The sequence below is a fragment of the Bacillus cereus group sp. RP29 genome, assembly GCF_040459765.1.
Lineage (GTDB): Bacteria > Bacillota > Bacilli > Bacillales > Bacillaceae_G > Bacillus_A > Bacillus_A paranthracis.
Map to the genome: position 1 here is coordinate 2,506,339 of NZ_JARVHN010000001.1, position 22,828 is coordinate 2,529,166.

Here is a 22,828-nt window from a genome sequence, read left to right on the forward strand (position 1 = left end):
GACGTTTTTATTTCTTCATTAATTATGAACTGTTTCTTTTTCATTTAATCCAAGGGTACGACCTGTAGAAGTGTGAAGGTCTTGGAATAATCTTGGATTTTCTGTTAATGAAATGCCGTAAGAAGGAATCATTTCTTTTATTTTTCCTTCCCATTCTACCATTCGACTTGGGAAACATTTTTCTAATACTTCAAGCATAACATGAACGGCAGTAGAAGCACCCGGTGAAGCACCTAGTAATGCTGCGATTGATCCATCAGCCGCACTAACAACTTCTGTACCGAATTGAAGTGTTCCTTTACCGCCAGCATCAGTATCTTTAATTACTTGTACACGCTGACCAGCAACTACAATATCCCAATCTTCACTTTTTGCGTTCGGAATGAATTCGCGTAATTCTTCCATACGTTTTTCGTGTGATAACATAACTTGCTGAATTAAGTATTTTGTTAGTCCTATTTCTTTTACACCAGCAGCTAACATCGTTAAGACGTTATTTGGTTTTACAGAACCAATTAAGTCAAGGTTTGAACCAGTTTTTAAGAACTTAGGAGAGAACCCTGCGAATGGTCCGAACAGTAAAGCTTTTTTGTTGTCTATATATCTCGTATCTAGATGAGGTACAGACATTGGCGGAGCGCCAACTTTAGCTTTACCGTATACTTTCGCATGATGTTGCTCTACAACTTTTTGGTTTTTACATACCATAAATAGTCCACTTACCGGGAATCCACCAATATGTTTTGATTCAGGGATACCAGTCTTTTGAAGTAGGGGTAGGCTACCGCCACCGCCGCCGATAAAGACGAATTTAGCAGTGTGATGCTCAATTTTACCACTATTCATATCGTGTACTTTCACTTCCCACAAACCATTTTTCGTGCGTTTAATGTTTTCGACACTATGTTTGTAGTTTAGCTCGACATTTTTCGTTTTTAAGTAATCAAACAACATTCGTGTTAATGCACCAAAATTAACATCTGTTCCAGAGTCAATTTTCGTTGCCGCCATAGGCTCATTAGATGTACGACCTTCCATAATGAGTGGAAGCCATTTTTTTAATGTTTCAGGAGAATCGGAAAACTCCATTCCTTGAAACAGCGGATTTTTTGAAAGCGCTTCAAAACGGTTTTTTAGAAACTGCACATTTTTTTCACCTTGTACTAAACTCATATGAGGTAGAGGCATAATAAAATCTTGTGGATTACGAATTAATTTGCTTTTTACAAGATATGCCCAAAATTGTCTTGAAAGCTGGAATTGCTCATTCACTTTTACAGCCTTACTAATATCTATAGATCCGTCAGATTTTTCGGAAGTATAGTTCAGTTCGCATAGCGCAGAATGCCCTGTACCTGCATTATTCCATTCATTAGAGCTTTCTTCCCCGGCACTTGCGAGTTTTTCAAAAACTTTAATTTCCCATTCTGGTGCTAATTCTTTTAGCAATGAGCCTAACGTTGCACTCATAATTCCTGCACCAATTAAGATAACGTCTGTTTTTTGCTGCATGTTGCTCATGATAATCTCTCCATCCCCTATATTGGCAAAAAAGAGTAGGTGTTTACTGTGTCTAAGCCGTAAAAAGAAAACACCGCCTAGGCCCCACCTAGGTATTTACCTTTTTTGTCTCAATTATATAACCATCTCATACTCTATTATAATAATTAATAGACTAAAATATCTAGTGTTATCTGATAATTTTAAACTATTTAACGTTTTATTCGCCAAAAATCTTATTTAACAAGCTCTTTTAAGGTGATAAATAGAAAAAAATTACAGTTTGAAATTATCTCGAAAAAGCTTACGTATCCAAAAGTGGGTAGAAAGGATACCTTTTTATGGGACTTTTTTCAAAACCTATTGTATGATTATTCTGAAAGTTAAAAGGAGGGATACACATGCGTACACAAGAACAAATCGCAAACTTATTTCGAAATTTTTCAATAAAGGAATGTAAAGGGTCAAGTGACTTATATGAATATTTATCAATGAAAATTGCTGAAGATGAGGAAGTACTTACACTATCGTCCTATGCTCAGGTAGGTCAACCAGTCCCAAACTTATTATTAGGTGCAGTACATTATTTATTGTTAGCAGGGAAAGAACATCATGTAAAAACGTATTATAGTAGCTTAGTTGAACATGCTAATACGGATTTAGATCAAGCTTTTAATCATTTTAAAGATTTCTGTAAAATGTACAGAGAAGAAATGATTAATTTATTACAAACGAAACTCGTTCAAACGAATGAAGTAAGACGATGTGCGTACTTATATCCAAGTTTCAGTTACATATTTAACAAAGTGAATAAACCGTTGGCGTTAATAGAAATTGGGACAAGTTCTGGATTACAATTATTTTGGGACCAATATAGCTATTCGTACGGTACAGATGAAACATACGGAAATATAAACTCGAATGTACATGTAACTTCTGAAATAAGAGGGGAGAATGTGCCTCATTTATTAAAAGAAAGTCCACCTGTCGTAGAAAGAATTGGACTAGATTTACATGTAAACGATTTACATAGTGATGAAGATTATTTATGGCTACGTGCACTCATTTGGCCAGAACATAAAGAAAGGCTTGAACTGTTTGACAAAGCTGCATCTTTAGTAAAAAATAAATCTGTTCAATTAATAGAAGGAGACGGTGTAGAGTTATTACCATCTATTATTGAACAAATAAGTGAAGATGCTGTTATCTGCATTTTCCATACACACGTCGCCAATCAAATACCAGAACAAGTAAAACGTAAGCTGGAAAAACAAATCCAAGAAATCGGTGCAAAGCGTGATGTATTCCATCTTTATAACAACATGTGGGACCGGGACCTTCATATTGATTATTATATTAACGGAAACGAATATCGTGAAACGGTTGGAGAAACAGAAGGGCATGGGAGATGGTTTAGCTGGAAACTTGGGAATGAGATGCTTTGTTAATATTTGAGAAATTTTTATTTTCAAGAAATTAGATAATGAAATTCCAGAAAATGAAAGTGACTAGTTACTTTCATTTTTCTTTTGTGATAATATGTTAGTAATTACTTACTTACATATTGAATGGAGGAATAAAAATGGGGAAATTAACAGCACGAGAAAAAGTTATGGAAGCTGCTACGCTATTATTCGGGGAAAAGGGGTATACAGCGACAACCATTCGTGAAGTGGCAGAAAAAGCAGGAGTAAGCGAATTAACGATATTCCGTAATTTTAAAAATAAGGAAAATCTTTTTAGGGAGAGTATTATTTTACGGACGACACCAGTTGCTTTGCTAGAGGAAATAGAAGAGCAATTTACTGGTGATTTACATAAGGACCTTACGAAAGTGGCGGAAACATATATTCAAACCAATTTACCAAAGCTAAATTATATTTGGGCTGCGTTAATAGAATCAAGACAAAATAGTGAAATGAAAGCATTACTACATGAGTTGAATTCACATCTAGTGAATCACTTAGAAAGATATTTAAAGCAACTTGGTGAGAAGGGACACATTTCCAACTGTAATTACCGTTTGATAGCGAATATGTTTTATGGACAACTGTTTTTATACATTATGAATGTAAGTATATCGGAAGAAGAAATTCAATTAGAAGAGTATATAGAGACATGTGTAAATTTATTTATGAATGGGATTTTAAATAAATAAAACGAATAAGGGTGGCAGAAATGAGGAATATATTTGCATTAATAGCTTTAATTGCAGGTTTTTTTATGGCAATTTTAGATTCGAATATTGTGAATATTGCATTACCAGAAATGACAAAGACATTTCATACTTCAATTGATACAATTTCTTGGGTTGCTAATAGTTATAATGTTGCCTTTGTATCGTTTGTATTAATTGCAGCACGCCTGGCGGATCAGTTTGGTCGCAAGAAACTGTATATTATTGGTTTATTGGGGTTTTCTGTTAGTTCATTTATGTGTGGTATAGCCAATTCTTTTCATATATTAGTAGCTTTTAGGATAATACAAGGAATTTCCGCCGCAGTTATCGTACCAGTTGCTATGCCATTAGGCCTTAATTTAGTACCGAAAGAGAAACAAGGTATGATAGGAGGCATCATGGGAGCTTTTGGGGGATTAGCAGCGGCAATTGGCCCTTCACTTGGAGGTGTTTTAACTGACAAATTAAATTGGAGTTGGGTGTTTTTTATTAATATACCAGTGGGTATATTATCTTTCATCTTCGTGATTCTTTGTATTAAGGAATCGTATGATCATGCTACAAGCTCTAAAATAGATTGGGCAGGGATGATTACTTCTGCATCTGCACTATGCTTACTCGTATATGCACTCATACAAGTAAATACAAATCATTTAAGCACGATAAGATTAATACTTCTTTTTATGCTCTCATTCATAGGTTTTATATTATTTTTTATCATTGAAAAGAAAAGTGAAAATCCAATGTTGCCATTAAGAATATTCACAAATAAAGAGTTCTCAATCTCGAATTTTTCTTTATTCTTTGTTGGAATGGGACTAATGAACTTTTTATTTATACTTGCTTTTTATTTTGTTCAAGTAGAAGGTATGTCTGAATTACAGTCAGGTTTAATAATTAGCACGCTAGCGATTGTTTCGATGCTTGTTACAGCAATAGTAACACCACTTGCAGCAAAGCGGGGAAGTTCATTAATAGGTAGTATAGGGCTATTAACATTTATCGTAGCGTCATATTTATTTAGTCAAATAGATTCAAACTTTACTACATGGGATTATATTTGGAGGCTAATAATCGTTGGAATTGGAACTGGGTGCACATTAGCACCATATACAACAACGGCAGTTTTAAGTGTGCCTATTGAAAAGTCAGGTGTTGCTGCAAGTATTTGTAATATTTCAAGAACAGTTGGAAGTATTGTTGGGGTTGCGATACTTGTGATGTTTCTGAATCATCAATTGTTAGTTGAAAAAGAGAAGGTAAATAGGGAAGTAGTAACTGTGATTAAAAAAAGTGATTTGTCAAATTTAGAAAGGGGGGAAGTACTGCAAGCGGTAAATAAAAAACAGCAAATCATCTTAAAATCTGATGGAGAGCGAAAAATTTACAAACAAGTAAAGGAGGAATATCAGCAAGGAATAATTCGTAGTTATAATTTAGCATTTTTAATGGGCGCAACTATATTTTTTATCGCATTTATTTTTAATATAGGAAGAGTCTTATTAGAGAAGAAAAGAAGAGGATCGTTTGAATAAAGAAAAAGGCTGTGCGTCATATAGAGCACAGCCTTTTTATAGTGATATGTATTTAATCAAAACCCAGGTAATCCATCAACCTCACAAATTTTCTTGGATGTAAAACTTATATTTAGTAAAATTTTGCGCGAGGGGATGTTGTTCGGACCAATAATTACAATATAGTTTTGGCATAGTATTCCTCCAAACTAAAATTTTTTTTGGTCGTCAGAAAAGATTGTCTTTAACACTATTACTTACACTACCATAACCGTTGTTTTCAGTAAAACACGCTCCATCTAATGTAAGATTCCCTGAATGTTGTAATGTATTAAAAGTTCATTGGTACGCTCATTACTAAGTCGTAACATGTCATATATGTATTTTTGGCTATATTGAGGATAGGTTGGTTTTATATATGTTTTAGTAATTGAAAGAAAACTATTAAGTATGAAGAAGGGGATAAAACGTTTATAGGGGATATAGAAAGTTATAATATATAGAATTAGAAATAAGAATTTGATAGTATTGGAGTAAGGAGTTTTAATAACAGTATATTAAGTCGTATTAATATATCTGTTGCGAATGCTTTCATTAAATCTCTTATTTTAATGGGAGTATTTGATAGAATTCAAAAAATATAATGGAGGTTAATATGAAAAAAGTAATTGGCGCAGCAACAGCAACTGTTTTCGGATTGGGAGCATTTACTACAACTGCTACTGCAGAAACGATCGTAACAGCAGATGTACTCAACGTACGTGAAAAACCGACTACAGAATCAAAAGTGGTCGAAAAAGTAAAAAACGGGGAAGAGTTAAAAGTCATCAATACCGAAGATGGCTGGTCAAAAATTGAGTTAAATGGTAAAGAAGTATTTGTAAGCTCGGAGTTTACGAAAGATATTTACCATGTAACAGCAGATTTGTTAAATGTACGTTTTGAATCAAACACAGAATCAAAAATTCTTGGCAGACTGAAAAAAGATGATGTAATTGAATCAACGAAGCAAGTAAAAGACGGATGGCTACAATTTGAGTATAAGGGAAAAACAGCTTATGTAAATGCTTCTTTCTTATCAAGTAAAGCACCAATTGAAAAAAAGGCTGACGAGAAAACGAAGCAAGTAGCGAAAGTACAAAAATCGGTGAAAGCTAAGGAAGAAGCTAAAACACAGAAGATAACAAAGGCAAAAGAAACAATAAAACCTAAGGAAGAAGTGAAAGTGCAAGAAGTAGCGAAACCTAAGGAAGAAGTGAAAGTGCAAGAAGTAGCGAAACCTAAGGAAGAAGTGAAAGTGCAAGAAGTAGCGAAACCTAAGGAAGAAGTGAAAGTGCAAGAAGTAGCGAAACCTAAGGAAGAAGTGAAAGTGCAAGAAGTAGCGAAACCTAAGGAAGAAATGAAAGTACAAGAAGTAGTAAAACCTAAGGAAGAAATGAAAGTACAAGAAGTAGCGAAACCTAAGGAAGAAGTGAAAGTGCAAGAAGTAGTAAAACCTAAGGAAGAAGCAAAAGTGCAAGAGATAGCCAAAGCTAAGGAAGAAGCAAAAGTGCAAGAGATAGCCAAAGCTAAGGAAGAAGCAAAGGCACAAGAGATAGCAAAGGCTAAGGAAGAAGCAAAAGCGCAAGAAATAGCCAAAGCTAAGGAAGAGGCGAAAGCACGAGAAATAGCAAAGGCTAAGGAAGAAGCGAAAGCACGAGAAATAGCAAAGGCTAAGGAAGAAGCAAAAGCGCAAGAAATAGCCAAAGCTAAGGAAGAGGCGAAAGCACGAGAAATAGCAAAGGCTAAGGAAGAAGCGAAAGCACGAGAAGCACTAAAGGCAAAAGAAGAGTCTAAAAATAACGCGCAGTCTGCTAAACGTGAATTAACGGTGGTGGCGACAGCATATACTGCTGATCCGAGTGAGAATGGTACATATGGTGGACGCGTTTTAACTGCGATGGGGCATGATTTAACGGCTAATCCAAATATGAGAATTATCGCAGTAGATCCGAAAGTAATCCCATTAGGATCTAAAGTATGGGTAGAAGGTTATGGAGAAGCAATCGCTGGAGATACCGGAAGTGCAATTAAAGGTAATCGCATTGATGTATTAATGGGTTCAAAAAGTAAAGCGATGAATTGGGGAAGACAAACAGTTAAAGTGAAGATTTTATAATAAATCTAGAATATAACATAATGAAAATAAGACTGACATATTCTGTCGGTCTTATTTTCATACCATCACATCATTAAGAATTGCATCAAATATATCTTTTTGTGTGAAGTTATCTGTAAAAATAGTTTCTCTAGTAACTTCAATTGTATCGTGCGGATTATACCATTTTTGTAGGGAGTCCTCACCAAATTCATGCCGCTTTTCCCTTGTGTTATGTCGTCGAATCGTTTCTTTTAACGATAAATCAAAGTAATATGTATACGCGTTTCCTTCAAAAAAATGTATTAATTCTTTCAGCATATCACCGTATCTACGACTGTTTAAAATACCTTCTAAAATAACAAACTCACATTTCCCTTTTCCGTACTTTGTAATTTCAAATAGTAAATTGTGTGATAAATTACCGATCGTGTCGTGTACTCTAAGCATATCTCTACGTACAACATCCTGTGATACTAAAAGTGTGCCTTGTCCGAAATGTTCTTGTAGTTGCTTTGCGATTGTTGTTTTACCACTTGCGGAGTTTCCTCTAAGGATGATTAATGTTGATTTTATAGGATTAGACATAATGTATTCCCCCAACGTGAATGATTATATAGAAAATTTTAACAAATGAAACGTAGAAAGTGTATAATTAATATGATGTAAATAAAAAAGGTGGGGCGAAATGGAAGCGAATTTAAATAAGGCGCAACCAATTTGGAAACGAACATGGTTTCGCTATCTTGGGGTATTTATAATTTTACAATTGTTGTTTATTATTTGTGAAGTAACTGCATGGGCACCAAACTTTAGACCTGGCGGAGAATTTTTTAATAGAGTATTAAATTCTCAATTTTTCACAGAATGGTTCACTCCATATGAAATTCCTCATTTTAATGTGTTTACAGCATTTTTTGCGATTACATTGTTACCATACGCACTAATAGGTGCAATGAAAGATTTCACTACAAGAAAAATATAAAGAATTAAAAAGAGGTACTATATGCTATTTCAAAAAGATAATGTATCGGTTAGGTACGTAGTAGAAGAGGATGCACCAATCATTTCAAAATGGTTAACAGACCAAGAAGTACTTCAATATTATGAAGGACGAGATAACCCGCAATCAGTAGAAATGGTACTGGATCATTTTATACATAATCCAAATAGTCATGAAAAAAGATGCTTAATAGAGTTTGATGGTGTGCCGATCGGTTATATTCAAATGTATCCAGTTGATTCGGAGTGGAAAACTTTATATGGCTATGAAGCATCACAAAATGTATGGGGGATGGATCAATTTATTGGAGAACCAACTTATTGGGGAAAAGGAATTGGAACAAAATTTGTTAAGGCCGCAATTACATACATTTTGAGCGAAATAGGAGCAGAAGCAATCGCAATGGACCCGAAAGTAAATAATGAACGTGCAATAAAGTGTTATGAAAAATGTGGATTTAAAAAGGTGAAGATTTTAAAGGAACATGAACTACATGAAGGGGTATTAGAAGATTGTTGGATGATGGAATATAAATAAAAGGGAGCGGCGCAATATGAAAAAAGCATTATTAGTAATTGATGTACAAGCAGGTATGTATACAGCAGGAATGCCAGTACATAATGGGGAAAAGTTTTTAGAGACATTACAAGAGCTTATTGGGGAATGCCGTTTAAATGATATACCGGTTATTTATGTACAACATAACGGACCAAAAGATCATCCGTTAGAAAAAGGTACAGATGGCTGGAAGATCCATGTGGAAATTGCACCACAAGAAGGGGACAGTATCGTTGAAAAAACGACCCCAGATTCATTCCACAAGACGAACCTAAAAGAAGTATTGCAAGACAAGGGAATCGATCATGTTATCATTTCAGGAATGCAAACGGAGTACTGTGTGGATACGACAACGCGCAGAGCGTTTAGTGAAGGGTATAAAGTAACGTTAGTGAGCGATGCACATAGTACGTTTGATACAGAGGTGTTACTTGCTGAAGACATTGTGAAGCATCATAACGTAGTGTTTGGAGCGTTTGCTAATGTTGTTACGTTAAAAGATTTGAAAGAAACTGTCTCTAAATAAGAGGCAGTTTTTTATTAGAGGAAATCGTGTCAAATAATGTCGGTAAGTCGATATCCTTTGTTGAAACGTCGATATATTGCAATAATCGTTGATATATTTGAAAAATCGTTCATATAATTTCACGTACCATAATAAAAACACAAAAAAGAGCACCACATAATTAAAAAGGGCGCTCCTGTATCAAAATATTACTTCTTCTTATCTTTATCCAATATATTCTGTTCTTCCGCAAACTCCGTACCATATGCGAAGCGACGATTAATACGAATATTATCGTTGTGGTGCTTTGTGTGAGAGTTAGAGAAGCGATGAACGATTACTTCTGATAATGTGAAGACAATTGCGGAAAGGATGCTTCCCCATGCAATTTGCATATAGTTGTCTAATAAAATATTACCGAAAATCCATACGCTTAAATACGTTAGTAAGAAATCCGACATAATGGCACCGGTATTACCGATTCGATTTAATATGATTTTATCAACGAACATATAAGATACGATTGTAACAAAGAGACTGAACGAAATAATTTGGACGAACGTTGCTGGGAAAAATAAAGCGAGTCCGATACTAAATGCGATAATGCACGATATAAACTTGATAAGCACTACTGTGAAATCATTCAAAATTTACACCTCCGTTTTATCCATAGTTTTGCAATAAATATAGGAGTTCATACATTGTAACGAATATATTTACATAAAACTTTTTCATGTCAATTATTTGTCTAAATATTAAAAAAACAAAAGGAAAATGTTATAGTAAAATGAGAGTATATGACATTTTTAGGTAAGGGGGAATCCTCGGTGTGGATTACTTCAGAAGTAGAAATTCCAGACGAGTTAATTGATCATCTTGAAAAAGGAAAGTTAGTGCTATTTGTTGGAGCGGGAGTTTCTATGAAAGGGAAATCAAACTTACCAAATTTTGATGATTTAGTTGATGAAATTGCAAAAACGTTATATGTCGAAAAACGTGAAATTACAGAACCGCATGATTATTATCTTGGTAAAATTGCGAAAACAAAAGATGTACACCAAGTTGCAAGAGATTTAGTTCATATTGAAAAGTCAAAGCCGAATCCGCTTCATTATGCGATTCCGAGGTTGTTTCCTTTAGATACAGAAGTCCGCATTGTAACAACAAATTTTGATCGACATTTTACAACTGCGATAAAAGAAATGAATAGAGAATTAAACGTATATTACGCACCTGCGTTACCTACAGGTAGAGCGTTTAAAGGACTTGCTTACATACATGGCAATATAGAACAAGAAAAAGAAGCGTTAATTTTAACAGATGGTGATTTTGGAAGGGCTTACTTGACAGAAGGATGGGCAAGAAGGTTTTTAGTTGATTTATTCTCGAATTATACCGTTTTATTCGTTGGATATAGCCATAATGACCCAGTAATGAAATATTTAGCAACTGGTTTACCACCAAGTACAAGACGTTATGCATTTGTCGCACAAGGGGAAAATACGTACCACTGGGAGCATTTAGGAATACGGCCGATTGTATATCCGAATAAAGGTAATAATCATCAATCTCTCGTTAAAGCAGTAAAACGATGGGCGGAGTTAATGGGGGATAATTATATTACAAAACGAATGCGAATTCGTGACATAGTAACAGTACCGCCGTCAGTAGAGCAGGAACAATTATCATACATAAAACAATCTATAAAAAAAATTGAAACAGTCCGCTACTTCGTTGAATTTGCTCACGATTATGAATGGGTGGAATGGCTTGAAGCGGAAGGGAAATTACAAAATTTATTTTTAATTACATCAAACTATAATGAGGTAGATGAATTACTTGCAAAATGGTTAGTGGAACAATTTCTTTTTAGTCATCAAAAAGAATTATTTCAATTGATTTTTAAAAATCATTCTAAACTATCTCCGTTATTATGGAGAACAATTTGTAGCTACTTAAACGAAACGAAAATGAAAATGGACCCGTTGTTGTTTGCAAGGTGGACACTGCTTTTATTAGAAACAGCTGAAAAAGATAGTAAATCGATCGAAACAATTGCTTACTTACTGCAAAAATGTTCTTTTCCTGAGCATAAAGAAATCGCTTTATTGTTACTAACGTTTATTTTGGACGGCAAACTTAAGTTGAAGCGTGAAAGAAAGTGGGGAAATGATACCGGGGAATCAATAGAACTTGAGGAATCGAGTCGTTTACCCGTGTCTACATTTTCTTTTGTGGAGCAAATTTGGAATGAAAAGATGAAACCGCATATTTCCTATTATGCCGTTCCAATTATGATGATGGGAATAGAGAAGATGCGGATGTTATCACTAAGGCAAGCGGCACTGAAAAAAAGGGATAAGGAAAATGTGGAAAAAGAGTTTCAGCAAAATGATCTAGCGTTTTTAATTCAAATTGTAAAAGAATGTTTAACCTATCTATGTGAAAACGATGAGAAAAAAGCAAATTATTATATTACAGAAATGATAGAAGCAAACAGCGTACTTCAAAATCGAATTGCAATTGATGCGATGAATAAAAATGTATTTGTTAGCGCCGATGAGAAAATGAAATGGTTGTTACAGGAAGGAATTCTTTTAGACGTCACGTATAAACACGAAGTTTTTCAACTTATAAAAAATCATTACGCACTCTCTTTAGAAAAAACAAAGGAAGAAGTCATTCAAATTGTATTAAAGGACCTTGCGGAGGAAAGAGCATTTGATGTTTGTTTCGTGTTGGATTTATTATTCACTTGTGATTCGAATAGTCCATCTACGGCAAAAGGTTACGAGTTAATGAAGCAAAAACATCCTCATTTTCATTCTGAGCGATACAGTGTACAAAAGAAAGAGGCGGCAGAACAAAGTATTACTTGTAATGTGACAGCTGATGGATTATTGCAACTAAAAGACGATGAAATTATGAAGCAAGTTCAGCAATTTTCTCAAGATGGTGTTTTTGAACAACGTCATTTTTTAGAGATGTTATCGAAAGCATGTAAATTGAATACAGAATGGAGTATTTCATTTGCATATCAATTAGTTGGAATGCACGAAATAAGTAATGAAGTATGGTTTGTTTGTATTAGGGAGTGGCGAAATAACCGAGGACTGACAAATGAACAAATACAAAAAGTTATTCCTCTATTACAGAAATTCGTTAGAAATACAGCTTTTCATTGGTTAATTAGTAGCTTTCTATATGAAATTAGTAATCGATTAGAAGAGTTAGAGGAAAATAGTATACGCAATGTAAAGCGGTTTGCTTTTTCGGTATTCCCTCAAGTCATGAAAAGTGACACGGATTTTAAGCTGGCAAAACAAGATTTTTACAATGAATCGATTCAGCATCCTGTTGGGAAAATGACAGCAGTATTATTAAAACTGTTATCATATGATCATTTATACGATCGTAATGTGTATGAATATTTATTTTTGTTTGAAGAACAAGTAAGAATTAGTACAGAACGAACAAATTTTATGATAGCTCGTTTAGTAGCAGATATTACATTTCTTTATCATATTGAGAAGCAATGGTGCCGAAAATATTTGTTACCGTACTTAGAGTTAAAGAAGGAAAATGAGATTACGAAATATGCATGGGCTGGCCTATGTTACACACAAATCAATTTACCTTTATTTACAGAAATGAAGCGATTTATTAAGTATGCGGTAGAACATTTGAAAGTATTACATCCGCATACGAGGGAAGCTTTCTTAAAATGGCTCAGTTTTGTATTTATTAAATGTGTACTGTATTGGGAACAAAAAACAGACTGGTTATACCCTTTACTTATACGAGAAAATGAAGAAAATAAAATTAAATTTATGCAGTTCTTATGCTATTATGTCAAAACGTTAAGTGCAAAAGAACAACAAAAATTTTGGGCAGCTTGGCTCAGTATATTTTTGCGAGAGCGACCGAAAATGGGGGGAATCACAGCTAGAGAATATGTAATGCTTTTACGTATTATTTTATTTATGGATGAAATAGTAGAAAGAGGATTATCTATCATTTGTAAAACATTTTTGGACGTGGGTGGAAAAGGGAATCAAACGGAGTTAAAACAGTTATTTCATGAAATACTTGAGAAAACAGAGAGTATAAAAATGTATAAAGAGTTGTATGCAAACGTATTTTTCACTTTACTGCAAACGCTTCAGGAAGCTAATTTACTTGAAACGGAAATCATTCAAATAAAAGAATTATTAATTGGATATAGAGTAGAAAAATGTGTAATAAATGCAATAGATAATGAGATAATTCGCATCGGAATTGTTCTGGAGAATTTACAAGAAGAAATGTAGGGCAAAAATGTAATTTAAAAAAATATATAAAAAGTTGTTGACAGTGTTTTGAAAAGCGTTCTATAATACGAATCATACTTATTCAATTTCAAAAAACATTTGAATAAACAAAGTGCAATGAAGAGATCACAGTAGTGGTTAGTCTTACTGTAACAGAGAGCTGGTGGTTGGTGTGAACCAGTACAGAGATAATCATGAATTACAGTCTTGGAGCATCTTTTTCGTAGTAAAGATAGTATTGTCTTTATGAAGAAAAAGCGGTCAATTGATCGTTAACAGTGAAGAGAGGTAGACGGAAAGTTAGTCTACAACTAGGGTGGTACCGCGATAAATATCGTCCCTACTGATTTATTCAGTAGGGACTTTTTGTATTTTAGTGGCCCAACTTGAAAATTAAATATGTATGCGTTGAAAGGAAAAGCAGTAGTTGTTGTTTCCCTGTAACAGAGAGCTGGTGGTCGGTGTGAACCAGTACAAAAACAAGAGCGAATTACAGTCCTAGAGCATCTTTTTTGTAGTAAAGATAGTATATATCTTTATGAAGGGAAAGACGGTCAGATGATCGTTAACAATGAAGAGAGGTAGACGAAAGAAGTCTACAACTAGGGTGGTACCGCGATAAATATCGTCCCTACTGATTGCATCAGTAGGGATTTTTTGTACAAAAAAAGTGGGTTTTTAACTAGTAGAGAGTGTCTTTGTACGAATGATTAGTTTAAAATAAGAAGAGGTATCGATTCCACTTTAAATTTGTATAATTGACCAGTTCAGAAAATAGAGAATTTTTCATTCTCTTACTATACTTTTAAAACATTAGAGGAGGATTTCCAAATGGCAAATCATGAATTAGATCAATTACGTAAACAGGTAGATGAAATTAACTTACAACTATTACACCTTTTAAACAAACGTGGTGAAATCGTTCAAAAAATTGGGGAGCAAAAGCAAGTACAAGGTACGAAACGTTTTGATCCAGTACGTGAGCGTGAAGTACTTGATATGATCGCTGAGAATAACGAAGGACCATTCGAAACGTCAACGGTTCAACATATTTTCAAAACAATCTTCAAAGCTAGCTTAGAATTACAAGAAGATGATAACCGTAAAGCATTACTAGTATCACGTAAAAAGAAACAAGAAAACACAATCGTTGATGTGAAAGGTGAATTGATTGGTAACGGCACACAAACGTTCATCATGGGACCTTGTGCGGTAGAAAGCTTAGAACAAGTTCGCCAAGTAGGGCAAGCGATGAAAGACCAAGGCTTAAAATTAATGCGCGGTGGTGCTTTCAAACCGAGAACATCGCCATACGATTTCCAAGGTTTAGGAGTAGAAGGATTACAAATTTTACGCCAAGTAGCAGATGAATTCGACTTAGCAATCATTAGTGAAATTTTAAATCCAAATGATGTTGAAATGGCATTAGACTACGTTGATGTAATTCAAGTTGGTGCACGTAACATGCAAAACTTCGATTTACTACGAGCTGTAGGTAAAGTTAACAAGCCAGTATTATTAAAACGTGGATTAGCAGCAACAATTGATGAGTTCATTAATGCAGCAGAATACATCATTGCACAAGGTAACGACCAAATTATTCTATGTGAGCGTGGTATCCGCACATACGAAAGAGCAACACGTAACACATTAGACATTTCAGCAGTACCGATTTTAAAGAAAGAAACACATTTACCAGTTGTTGTTGACGTAACGCATTCAACTGGACGTAGAGATTTATTATTACCAACAGCGAAAGCGGCTCTTGCAATTGGCGCAGATGCAGTAATGGCTGAAGTACATCCAGACCCTGCAGTTGCATTATCAGATTCTGCACAACAAATGGATATTCCAGAATTCCATAAATTCATGGAAGAGTTAAAAGGATTCAAAAATAAATTATCTTAATTCCATATCATATATGCGCTGAAGAGGAAACAGTAGTGCTTATCTCACTGTTAAAGAGAGCTGATGGTTGGTGTGAATCAGTACAAAGGTAAGCATGAATTACAGCCTTGGAGCATCTTTTTCGTCAAGTTTTGATGGGAAAGACGGTCTAATGATCGTTAAAGAAGAAGAGAGGTAGACGAAAGAAGTCTACAACTAGGGTGGTACCGCGATGAACATCGTCCCTACTGAGCGCTCAGTAGGGACTTTTTTGTACAAAAAAATAGTAAAGGGGCAAGAGAAATGAGATACATTACAGCTGGAGAATCACATGGACCGCAGTTAACAGTTATTTTAGAAGGTGTACCAGCAGGTTTAACGCTGGCGGCGGAACATATTAATAAAGAATTATTAAGAAGACAAAAAGGGCACGGACGCGGAAGACGTATGCAAATTGAAACAGATACAGTTGAAATTGTAAGTGGTGTTCGTCATGGGATGACACTTGGCTCACCCATTACGTTAATCGTAAAAAATGATGATTTCAAACATTGGACGAAAGTAATGGGTGCAGAGCCAATTTCGGAAAAAGAAAGTAAAGAAATGAAACGTACAATTACGAAACCACGTCCAGGACATGCGGATTTAAACGGGGCAATTAAATACGGTCACCGTGATATAAGAAACGTACTAGAGCGCTCATCTGCAAGAGAAACGACAGTTCGTGTAGCTGCTGGTGCAGTTGCAAAACAAATTTTAAAAGAATTAGGCGTAGAAATAGCAGGGCATGTACTTGAAATTGGTGGAGTAAAAGCAAAACATATTTCAAACTTGTCAATTGAAGAAATTCAAACAATTACTGAAAATTCACCAGTTCGATGTTTAGATAAAACAGTAGAACAAGAGATGATGGATGCGATTGATAACGCAAAAAGTAGCGGAGATTCAATCGGTGGTATAGTTGAAGTTATTGCAGAAGGTATGCCAATTGGCGTCGGTAGTTACGTTCATTACGATCGTAAATTAGATGCAAAACTTGCTGGTGCGATTATGAGTATTAATGCATTTAAAGGTGCTGAAATTGGCGTTGGTTTTGAAGCGGCAAGACAGCCAGGAAGTAAAGTGCATGATGAAATTTTATGGGATGAAGAACAAGGATACACGAGAAAAACGAATAATGCCGGCGGTTTAGAAGGCGGTATGACAACGGGAATGCCAATTGTCGTAAGAGGTGTAATGAAACCAATACCTACATTATACAAACCGTTAGCAAGCGTTGACATTGATACGAAAGAAGCATTCCAAGCGAGTATTGAAAGATCTGATAGCTGTGCAGTACCAGCAGCAGGTGTAGTAGCTGAATCTGTTGTAGCATGGGAACTTGCACATGCATTAGTCGAACAATTCGGAAAAGATCGTATGGAATTAATTCAACAAAACATTACGCAACATAATAAATACGCAAAAGAATTTTAATAAAAAGGTGGTTTTAACATGCAAGTAAAAGAGCAACTATCATCATTACAACCATATAAACCAGGTAAATCACTTGAACAAATGAAAGAAGTGTACGGAGATCATTCGTTTGTTAAATTAGCATCGAATGAAAATCCATTCGGCTGTTCACCACGAGTTTTAGATGAGTTGCAAAAATCGTGGTTGGATCATGCTTTATATCCTGACGGAGGTGCTACAACGCTCCGTCAAACAATTGCAAATAAGTTACATGTGCAAATGGAACAAGTACTTTGCGGTAGTGGTTTAGATGAAGTCATTCAAATAATAAGCCGTGCAGTACTAAAAGTAGGTGATAACATCGTAACGGCTGGAGCAACATTCCCGCAGTACCGTCATCATGCAATTATAGAAGGTTGCGAAGTGAAGGAAGTTGCGTTAAATAACGGTGTATACGACTTAGACGAAATTTCTTCAGTAGTAGATAACAATACAAAAATCGTATGGATTTGTAATCCAAATAACCCGACAGGCACATATGTGAATGACCGAAAATTGACTCAATTTATTGAAGGCATTAGTGAAAATACGTTAATTGTCATTGATGAAGCGTACTATGAATACGTAACAGCAAAAGATTTTCCAGAGACATTACCGCTTTTAGAAAAACATAAAAATATTCTTGTACTTAGAACGTTTTCTAAAGCGTACGGATTAGCTTCTTACCGCGTTGGATATGCGGTTGGACATGAAGAGTTAATCGAAAAATTAAATGTCGTACGTTTGCCATTTAACGTATCTTCATTAGCACAAAAAGCAGCGACGATTGCTTTTGGTGATGAGGAGTTTATTGAGGAAATAGTTCGTGTAAATACAGAGGGATTACAACAATACGAGAGCTTTTGTAAGGAACATGATATTCCATTTTATCCATCGCAAACAAATTTCATCTTTTTGCCAGTTGAGAATGCTGGAGAGATTTATGAAGCTTGTGCACACGCAGGATTTATTATTCGTCCGTTCCCAAATGGCGTCCGTATTACAGTCGGAACAAGGGAGCAAAATGAAGGGGTGATTTCAGTGTTACAACAACACTTTGAAAATAAAAAAAGAAAGTCTCGAGATGAGGCAAATGCATAAGAAGGTAGTATTAATTGGAACTGGTTTAATCGGAGGCTCTCTCGCATTAGCAATTAAGAAAGAGCACGATGTAACGATAACAGGTTATGATATATTTCCAGAACAAGTAGAGCGTGCAAAAGAATTACACGTAGTAGATGAAATAGCAGTAAATTTACAACATGCATGTGAAGAGGCACATTTAATTGTTTTTGCTTCACCAGTTGAAGAAACGAAGAAGTTATTACACAAATTAGCGTCATTTCGTTTACGAAAAGATGTTATTGTAACCGATGTTGGTAGCACAAAAGGAACAATTATGAATGAAGCGGAAGCTTTATTTTCAAAGGAAATTTCTTTCATTGGTGGACATCCGATGGCAGGTTCTCATAAAACGGGAGTTGAAAGTGCAAAAGCGCATTTATTTGAAAATGCATTTTATATTTTAACGCCAATGAATCATGTGCCAAATGAACCTGTGGAAGAGTTAAAAGATTGGTTAAAAGGAACAGGGTCACATTTCCTTGTTTTAAATACAGAAGAACATGATTATGTAACAGGGATCGTTAGTCATTTCCCGCATCTTATTGCCGCTGGATTAGTAAAGCAAGTGGAGAAACATGCAGGAGATAATCCACTTATCCATCAGCTAGCTGCTGGAGGTTTCAAAGACATTACACGTATCGCATCTAGTAGTCCGAAAATGTGGAGTGATATTGTTAAGCAAAATCGAGAGCATTTAATGGTATTATTAAAAGAGTGGATCTCTGAAATGGAAGATTTATATGATACAGTTTCTAGCGGAGATGCAGGCGAGATTCAAAACTATTTTGCGGATGCGAAAGAATACCGTGACTCTTTACCGGTAAGAAAGAGAGGGGCGATTCCTGCCTATCACGACTTATACGTCGATGTTTTAGATAAAGTAGGGGCATTGGCTCACATTACAAGTATTTTAGCGCGCGAAGAAATTAGTATTACGAACTTGCAAATATTAGAAGCACGTGAAGGATTGCTTGGGGTATTACGTATTAGCTTCCAACGAGAAGAAGATCGTATGAAAGCAAAGCTAGCGCTTGGAGAAGAAAAATACCAAACGTATGAAACAATTTAAATGAGAAGGTGAAAACGTGAAGGAAAGAACAATACAACCTGTTAATAACGGATTAAATGGCAACATTACAATTCCAGGAGATAAATCGATTTCTCACCGCGCTGTCATGTTCGGTGCGATTGCAGAAGGAAAAACAACAATTAAAGGTTTCTTGCCTGGTGCAGACTGTTTAAGTACGATTTCTTGTTTTAAAGAAATGGGAGTAGACATCGTACAAAACGGTGATGAAGTCACTGTAGTTGGTAAAGGATTAGAAGGTTTACAAGAACCGAAAGCTGTATTAGATGTTGGTAATTCTGGTACAACTATACGTTTAATGTCAGGAATTTTGGCAAATACACCATTTTTCTCTTGCGTACAAGGTGATGCGTCTATTGCAAAAAGACCGATGAAACGTGTAACAAATCCATTAAAACAAATGGGTGCAAACATTGATGGCCGCGAAGAAGGAACGTTTACACCGCTAACAATACGTGGTGGGGATTTAAAAGCAATTGAATACACTTCCCCGGTAGCAAGCGCACAAGTGAAATCAGCTATTTTACTTGCAGGACTTCGTGCAGAAGGTGTAACAGCTGTTACAGAACCACATATTTCTCGCGATCATACGGAAAGAATGCTTGAAGCATTTGGCGTCAAAGTAACTCGCGAAGGAAAGACAGTGAAACTAGCAGGTGGACAAAAGTTAACAGCGACGGATGTTCAAGTACCAGGTGACGTATCATCAGCTGCCTTTTTCTTAGTAGCAGGTGCAATTATTCCAAATAGTAAACTAGTATTACAAAATGTAGGTATGAATCCAACACGTACAGGTATTATTGATGTTTTAGAGAAAATGGGTGCTACGTTCACTGTAGAGCCAATTAACGAAGGAGCATCAGAACCAGCTGCAAACATTACAATTGAAACATCTTCATTAAAAGGAATCGAAATCGGCGGAGATATTATCCCTAGATTAATTGATGAAATTCCTGTAATCGCATTAGCGGCAACGCAAGCAGAAGGAATTACAGTAATTAAAGATGCACACGAATTAAAAGTAAAAGAAACAAACCGTATTGATACAGTCGTAGCGGAATTAACGAAACTAGGTGCTCGCATAGAAGCAACTGAAGACGGGATGATTATTTACGGGAAATCAGTTTTAAAAGGAAATACAGTTAATAGTTATGGTGATCACCGCATCGGAATGATGCTTGCGATTGCCGGCTGTCTAGCAGAAGGAAAAACAACAATTGAAGACGCAGAAGCAGTAGGCGTATCATACCCTACATTCTTCGAAGAACTTCAAAGGTTAACTAAATAAATGGATGAGAAGCAGATACAGGATGTATCTGCTTTTTTATATTGAATTTGTGTCGTTAAGTCTATATAATTTCATTCACCGCACTGTAATATTTTAAATTATGGTACAATTCAAATAAAGAAGGGGGAAAATTTATGAACGTTATACGATTAAAAGAAGATAAATTTAGAGAAGCATTACGCTTATCAGAATACGCTTTTCAATATAAAGTTGAAGAAGAACGAATGCAGCAGCAACTTACAAGAATGAAGGAAAGTCATGAAGTATACGGTATTATGGAAGGTAATGACTTAGCTGCAAAACTACACCTTATTCCGTTTCATATATACATAGGAAAAGAAAAATTTAAAATGGGTGGCGTTGCAGGGGTAGCGACGTATCCAGAATACAGAAGAAGCGGATATGTGAAAGAATTGCTTCAACATTCTCTTCAAACGATGAAAAAAGACGGATATACAGTATCAATGTTACATCCATTTGCTGTTACATTTTACCGTAAATACGGCTGGGAACTTTGTGCGAATCTTCTCGTATGTCATTTGACAAAGAGTGATTTAGTTATGAAAAAACAAGTGAATGGTACTGTGAAACGTTTCAATAAAGAAAATCACCCAGAAGAAGTCGAGAAGCTTTATGAAACATTTGCAGAACGTTTTTCTGGTATGCTTGTTCGCAATGAAAAATGGTGGTTACAAGCTGTTTATGAGGATTTAACATTAGCAATTTACTACGATGAAAATAAAACTGCAGCAGGTTACATGTTATATAAAATAGAAAAATCTAAAATGACTGTAGAAGAATTCGTACCACTGCATAATGAAGCTCGAAATGGTCTATGGAACTTTATTTGCCAACATGATTCTATGATTAAAGAACTTGAAATGACAGTAAGTGAAAACGAACAGTTGTTATATACATTGCAAGAACCACGTGTGAAAACAGAAATAAAACCATATTTTATGGGAAGAATTGTAGATGTAGAGCATTTCTTAAAACAGTATGAGTTAAACTGGAACAATGTACAACAAGAAGTCATTCTACACATTACAGATTCATTTGCACCGTGGAATAATGTATCAGTGAGACTTGCAAATTATGAAATAACAATTATAGAAGAAACGATGGATAAAGGGATCAAGCTAGATATAAATGCACTATCTACAATATTGCTTGGATACAAACACCCATTAGAACTAAATGAATTAGAATTAATTAGCGGAAGCGAAGAGGAAATACGGGCATTTGAGAATGTAGTACCAGTGCACAAGCCGTTTATTTATGATTTCTTTTAATCTGCATATTTGAAATCGGGCTATTCTAAAATTTCATTTGGAATAGCTTCTTCAAATGTTGTCAGTTTTTGTCGGTAAGTCGATATATTTTGAAAATCGCTGATATAATTAGAGATGCGCCGATATATCCTGAAAATCGCTGATATATTTTAATAATCGCTGATATAAATTTTTTCACAAAACAAGGGATTAAAAACGCAATGATACTTGTCACACACTTGACTTTTAACCGATGTAATTTATAATTAAAAACGGAATGAATTTTCATTCCTGAAATTGAGGTGAAAAAATGGCTAAAAATAAACAAGAAGACATTTTTGATGCGGCAATACAACTTTTTGCAGAACGAGGTTATGATGGTACAACAATTCCGATGATTGCTGAAAAAGCAAAAGTAGGTGCTGGTACCATTTATCGTTATTTTGAAAATAAAGAAGCACTTGTTAATTCTTTATTTACGAAAAGTGTTTTACAGCTATCAGAGTTAATAAAAACCGACTTTCCAGTCAATGCAAATATTCGTGAACAGTTTAGCCATACATACAACCGTTTATTTGAATTTGCAAGACAAAATGCAGATGCTTTTCTTTTTACGAATTCTCACTGTGATAGTTATTTTCTCGATGAACATAGTAATGAAATATTCGAGGATTTTATGGGTTTCTTTATGGACTTGATTGAGGATGGAATCGAAAAAGGTTTTCTCCGTCCATTACCACCAATTGCGTTAATTATCATTGTATATCAACCGATTGAAAAATTAATTAAAGTAATGGAAACAGGCCAATTAGAATATACAGAAGAATTGGTAAAAGAACTGGAAGAAAGCTGTTGGAATGCTATTAGAATCATTTGATTCTATAGCGTTATAAGGATAGGAATGAACATTCATTCCGAAATCCATAGTTTAATAGAGCTAAAAAGTAAATTAATAGAACGAGAGGAATGA

Annotated in this window: 18 protein-coding genes, 1 pseudogene and 3 other annotated features; of the genes and pseudogenes, 15 read left to right on the forward strand and 4 right to left on the reverse strand. The window is 35.1% G+C overall.

What is annotated here, in order from left to right; genetic code table 11:
• Window positions 1–18 precede the first annotated feature (18 nt).
• Window positions 19–1,521 carry a malate:quinone oxidoreductase gene (locus tag QCI47_RS13320; protein WP_309423167.1) on the reverse strand — a complete coding sequence of 501 codons (1,503 nt, stop codon included), beginning with the start codon at window positions 1,519–1,521 and terminating at the stop codon, window positions 19–21.
• Between the two features lie 380 nt (window positions 1,522–1,901).
• Here QCI47_RS13320 and QCI47_RS13325 point away from each other — a divergent pair, with 380 nt between their 5' ends.
• From QCI47_RS13325 to QCI47_RS13335, 3 genes are all read left to right on the forward strand, one after another.
• Window positions 1,902–2,948: a DUF2332 domain-containing protein gene (locus QCI47_RS13325; RefSeq protein ID WP_001260255.1), complete on the forward strand. Its 1,047-nt coding sequence runs from the start codon at window positions 1,902–1,904 to the stop codon at window positions 2,946–2,948.
• Between the two features lie 134 nt (window positions 2,949–3,082).
• Entirely contained in the window at window positions 3,083–3,658 is a 576-nt protein-coding gene (locus tag QCI47_RS13330; protein ID WP_048557974.1) for a TetR/AcrR family transcriptional regulator, read from the forward strand.
• A gap of 20 nt (window positions 3,659–3,678) precedes the next feature.
• On the forward strand, window positions 3,679–5,214 hold the full coding sequence (locus QCI47_RS13335) for an MFS transporter (protein ID WP_001244248.1): 1,536 nt from the start codon (window positions 3,679–3,681) through the stop codon (window positions 5,212–5,214).
• A gap of 56 nt (window positions 5,215–5,270) precedes the next feature.
• On the opposite strand, the pseudogene QCI47_RS13340 reads toward QCI47_RS13335, so the two are convergent.
• Window positions 5,271–5,369, reverse strand: a pseudogene (locus QCI47_RS13340) (GNAT family N-acetyltransferase); the annotation flags it as partial.
• 479 nt (window positions 5,370–5,848) lie between these two features.
• Between QCI47_RS13340 and entB the strand changes: the two are divergent.
• Window positions 5,849–7,351: a cell wall-binding protein EntB gene (gene entB, locus QCI47_RS13345; protein ID WP_353811818.1), complete on the forward strand. Its 1,503-nt coding sequence runs from the start codon at window positions 5,849–5,851 to the stop codon at window positions 7,349–7,351.
• Between the two features lie 57 nt (window positions 7,352–7,408).
• Here the strand turns inward: entB and QCI47_RS13350 are convergent, their stop codons facing one another.
• Complete coding sequence (locus QCI47_RS13350; RefSeq protein WP_000070097.1) at window positions 7,409–7,918, reverse strand: kinase; 510 nt, start codon at window positions 7,916–7,918, stop codon at window positions 7,409–7,411.
• 100 nt (window positions 7,919–8,018) lie between these two features.
• Between QCI47_RS13350 and QCI47_RS13355 the strand changes: the two genes are divergently transcribed.
• From QCI47_RS13355 to QCI47_RS13365, 3 genes are read left to right on the forward strand one after another with little or no spacing between them, the layout of a single operon-like run.
• A complete protein-coding gene (locus QCI47_RS13355; protein ID WP_061130972.1) occupies window positions 8,019–8,315 on the forward strand; it encodes a YfzA family protein in 297 nt (98 codons plus the stop codon).
• A 21-nt stretch (window positions 8,316–8,336) separates the two neighbouring features.
• A complete protein-coding gene (locus QCI47_RS13360) occupies window positions 8,337–8,870 on the forward strand; it encodes a GNAT family N-acetyltransferase (RefSeq protein WP_061130973.1) in 534 nt (177 codons plus the stop codon).
• 16 nt (window positions 8,871–8,886) lie between these two features.
• A complete protein-coding gene (locus tag QCI47_RS13365) occupies window positions 8,887–9,417 on the forward strand; it encodes a cysteine hydrolase family protein (RefSeq protein WP_309423161.1) in 531 nt (176 codons plus the stop codon).
• Between the two features lie 188 nt (window positions 9,418–9,605).
• Here the strand turns inward: QCI47_RS13365 and QCI47_RS13370 are convergent, their stop codons facing one another.
• Complete coding sequence (locus QCI47_RS13370; protein ID WP_000997701.1) at window positions 9,606–10,043, reverse strand: YndM family protein; 438 nt, start codon at window positions 10,041–10,043, stop codon at window positions 9,606–9,608.
• A 150-nt stretch (window positions 10,044–10,193) separates the two neighbouring features.
• Here QCI47_RS13370 and QCI47_RS13375 point away from each other — a divergent pair, with 150 nt between their 5' ends.
• The 8 genes from QCI47_RS13375 to QCI47_RS13410 all read left to right on the forward strand — a co-directional run bounded on the left by QCI47_RS13375 (window position 10,194) and on the right by QCI47_RS13410 (window position 22,735).
• The gene (locus QCI47_RS13375; protein WP_080012511.1) at window positions 10,194–13,706 is read left to right on the forward strand and encodes a DUF4020 domain-containing protein; all 3,513 of its coding nucleotides are present in this window, start codon (window positions 10,194–10,196) and stop codon (window positions 13,704–13,706) included.
• Between the two features lie 108 nt (window positions 13,707–13,814).
• Window positions 13,815–14,051 (forward strand) — a binding site (T-box leader).
• Window positions 14,052–14,105: 54 nt separating this feature from the next.
• Window positions 14,106–14,342 (forward strand) — a binding site (T-box leader).
• Window positions 14,343–14,537: 195 nt separating this feature from the next.
• Window positions 14,538–15,614: a bifunctional 3-deoxy-7-phosphoheptulonate synthase/chorismate mutase gene (locus QCI47_RS13380; protein WP_001273581.1), complete on the forward strand. Its 1,077-nt coding sequence runs from the start codon at window positions 14,538–14,540 to the stop codon at window positions 15,612–15,614.
• A 9-nt stretch (window positions 15,615–15,623) separates the two neighbouring features.
• Window positions 15,624–15,843, forward strand: a binding site (T-box leader).
• Window positions 15,844–15,896: 53 nt separating this feature from the next.
• Window positions 15,897–17,069: a chorismate synthase gene (aroC, locus tag QCI47_RS13385; protein ID WP_001269408.1), complete on the forward strand. Its 1,173-nt coding sequence runs from the start codon at window positions 15,897–15,899 to the stop codon at window positions 17,067–17,069.
• An 18-nt stretch (window positions 17,070–17,087) separates the two neighbouring features.
• The gene (gene hisC, locus QCI47_RS13390; RefSeq protein WP_309423156.1) at window positions 17,088–18,188 is read left to right on the forward strand and encodes a histidinol-phosphate transaminase; all 1,101 of its coding nucleotides are present in this window, start codon (window positions 17,088–17,090) and stop codon (window positions 18,186–18,188) included.
• A complete protein-coding gene (tyrA, locus tag QCI47_RS13395) occupies window positions 18,181–19,281 on the forward strand; it encodes a prephenate dehydrogenase (RefSeq protein WP_309423154.1) in 1,101 nt (366 codons plus the stop codon). Before hisC ends, tyrA begins: the two co-directional genes overlap by 8 nt.
• Before the next feature lie 16 nt (window positions 19,282–19,297).
• Window positions 19,298–20,587, forward strand: a complete 1,290-nt coding sequence (aroA, locus tag QCI47_RS13400) for a 3-phosphoshikimate 1-carboxyvinyltransferase (protein ID WP_000664611.1) — start codon at window positions 19,298–19,300, stop codon at window positions 20,585–20,587.
• 134 nt (window positions 20,588–20,721) lie between these two features.
• Window positions 20,722–21,879: a GNAT family N-acetyltransferase gene (locus tag QCI47_RS13405; protein WP_353811820.1), complete on the forward strand. Its 1,158-nt coding sequence runs from the start codon at window positions 20,722–20,724 to the stop codon at window positions 21,877–21,879.
• Between the two features lie 289 nt (window positions 21,880–22,168).
• Window positions 22,169–22,735, forward strand: a complete 567-nt coding sequence (locus QCI47_RS13410) for a TetR family transcriptional regulator (RefSeq protein WP_001107293.1) — start codon at window positions 22,169–22,171, stop codon at window positions 22,733–22,735.
• The last annotated feature ends 93 nt before the right edge of the window (window positions 22,736–22,828 follow it).

Coding starts and splice junctions, on each gene's coding strand:
- QCI47_RS13320 (WP_309423167.1), bottom strand. CDS start 1,521: ATGAGCAACATGCAGCAAAAAACAGACGTTATCTTAATTGGTGCAGGA.
- QCI47_RS13325 (WP_001260255.1), top strand. CDS start 1,902: ATGCGTACACAAGAACAAATCGCAAACTTATTTCGAAATTTTTCAATA.
- QCI47_RS13330 (WP_048557974.1), top strand. CDS start 3,083: ATGGGGAAATTAACAGCACGAGAAAAAGTTATGGAAGCTGCTACGCTA.
- QCI47_RS13335 (WP_001244248.1), top strand. CDS start 3,679: ATGAGGAATATATTTGCATTAATAGCTTTAATTGCAGGTTTTTTTATG.
- entB (WP_353811818.1), top strand. CDS start 5,849: ATGAAAAAAGTAATTGGCGCAGCAACAGCAACTGTTTTCGGATTGGGA.
- QCI47_RS13350 (WP_000070097.1), bottom strand. CDS start 7,918: ATGTCTAATCCTATAAAATCAACATTAATCATCCTTAGAGGAAACTCC.
- QCI47_RS13355 (WP_061130972.1), top strand. CDS start 8,019: ATGGAAGCGAATTTAAATAAGGCGCAACCAATTTGGAAACGAACATGG.
- QCI47_RS13360 (WP_061130973.1), top strand. CDS start 8,337: ATGCTATTTCAAAAAGATAATGTATCGGTTAGGTACGTAGTAGAAGAG.
- QCI47_RS13365 (WP_309423161.1), top strand. CDS start 8,887: ATGAAAAAAGCATTATTAGTAATTGATGTACAAGCAGGTATGTATACA.
- QCI47_RS13375 (WP_080012511.1), top strand. CDS start 10,194: ATGACATTTTTAGGTAAGGGGGAATCCTCGGTGTGGATTACTTCAGAA.
- QCI47_RS13380 (WP_001273581.1), top strand. CDS start 14,538: ATGGCAAATCATGAATTAGATCAATTACGTAAACAGGTAGATGAAATT.
- aroC (WP_001269408.1), top strand. CDS start 15,897: ATGAGATACATTACAGCTGGAGAATCACATGGACCGCAGTTAACAGTT.
- hisC (WP_309423156.1), top strand. CDS start 17,088: ATGCAAGTAAAAGAGCAACTATCATCATTACAACCATATAAACCAGGT.
- tyrA (WP_309423154.1), top strand. CDS start 18,181: ATGCATAAGAAGGTAGTATTAATTGGAACTGGTTTAATCGGAGGCTCT.
- QCI47_RS13405 (WP_353811820.1), top strand. CDS start 20,722: ATGAACGTTATACGATTAAAAGAAGATAAATTTAGAGAAGCATTACGC.
- QCI47_RS13410 (WP_001107293.1), top strand. CDS start 22,169: ATGGCTAAAAATAAACAAGAAGACATTTTTGATGCGGCAATACAACTT.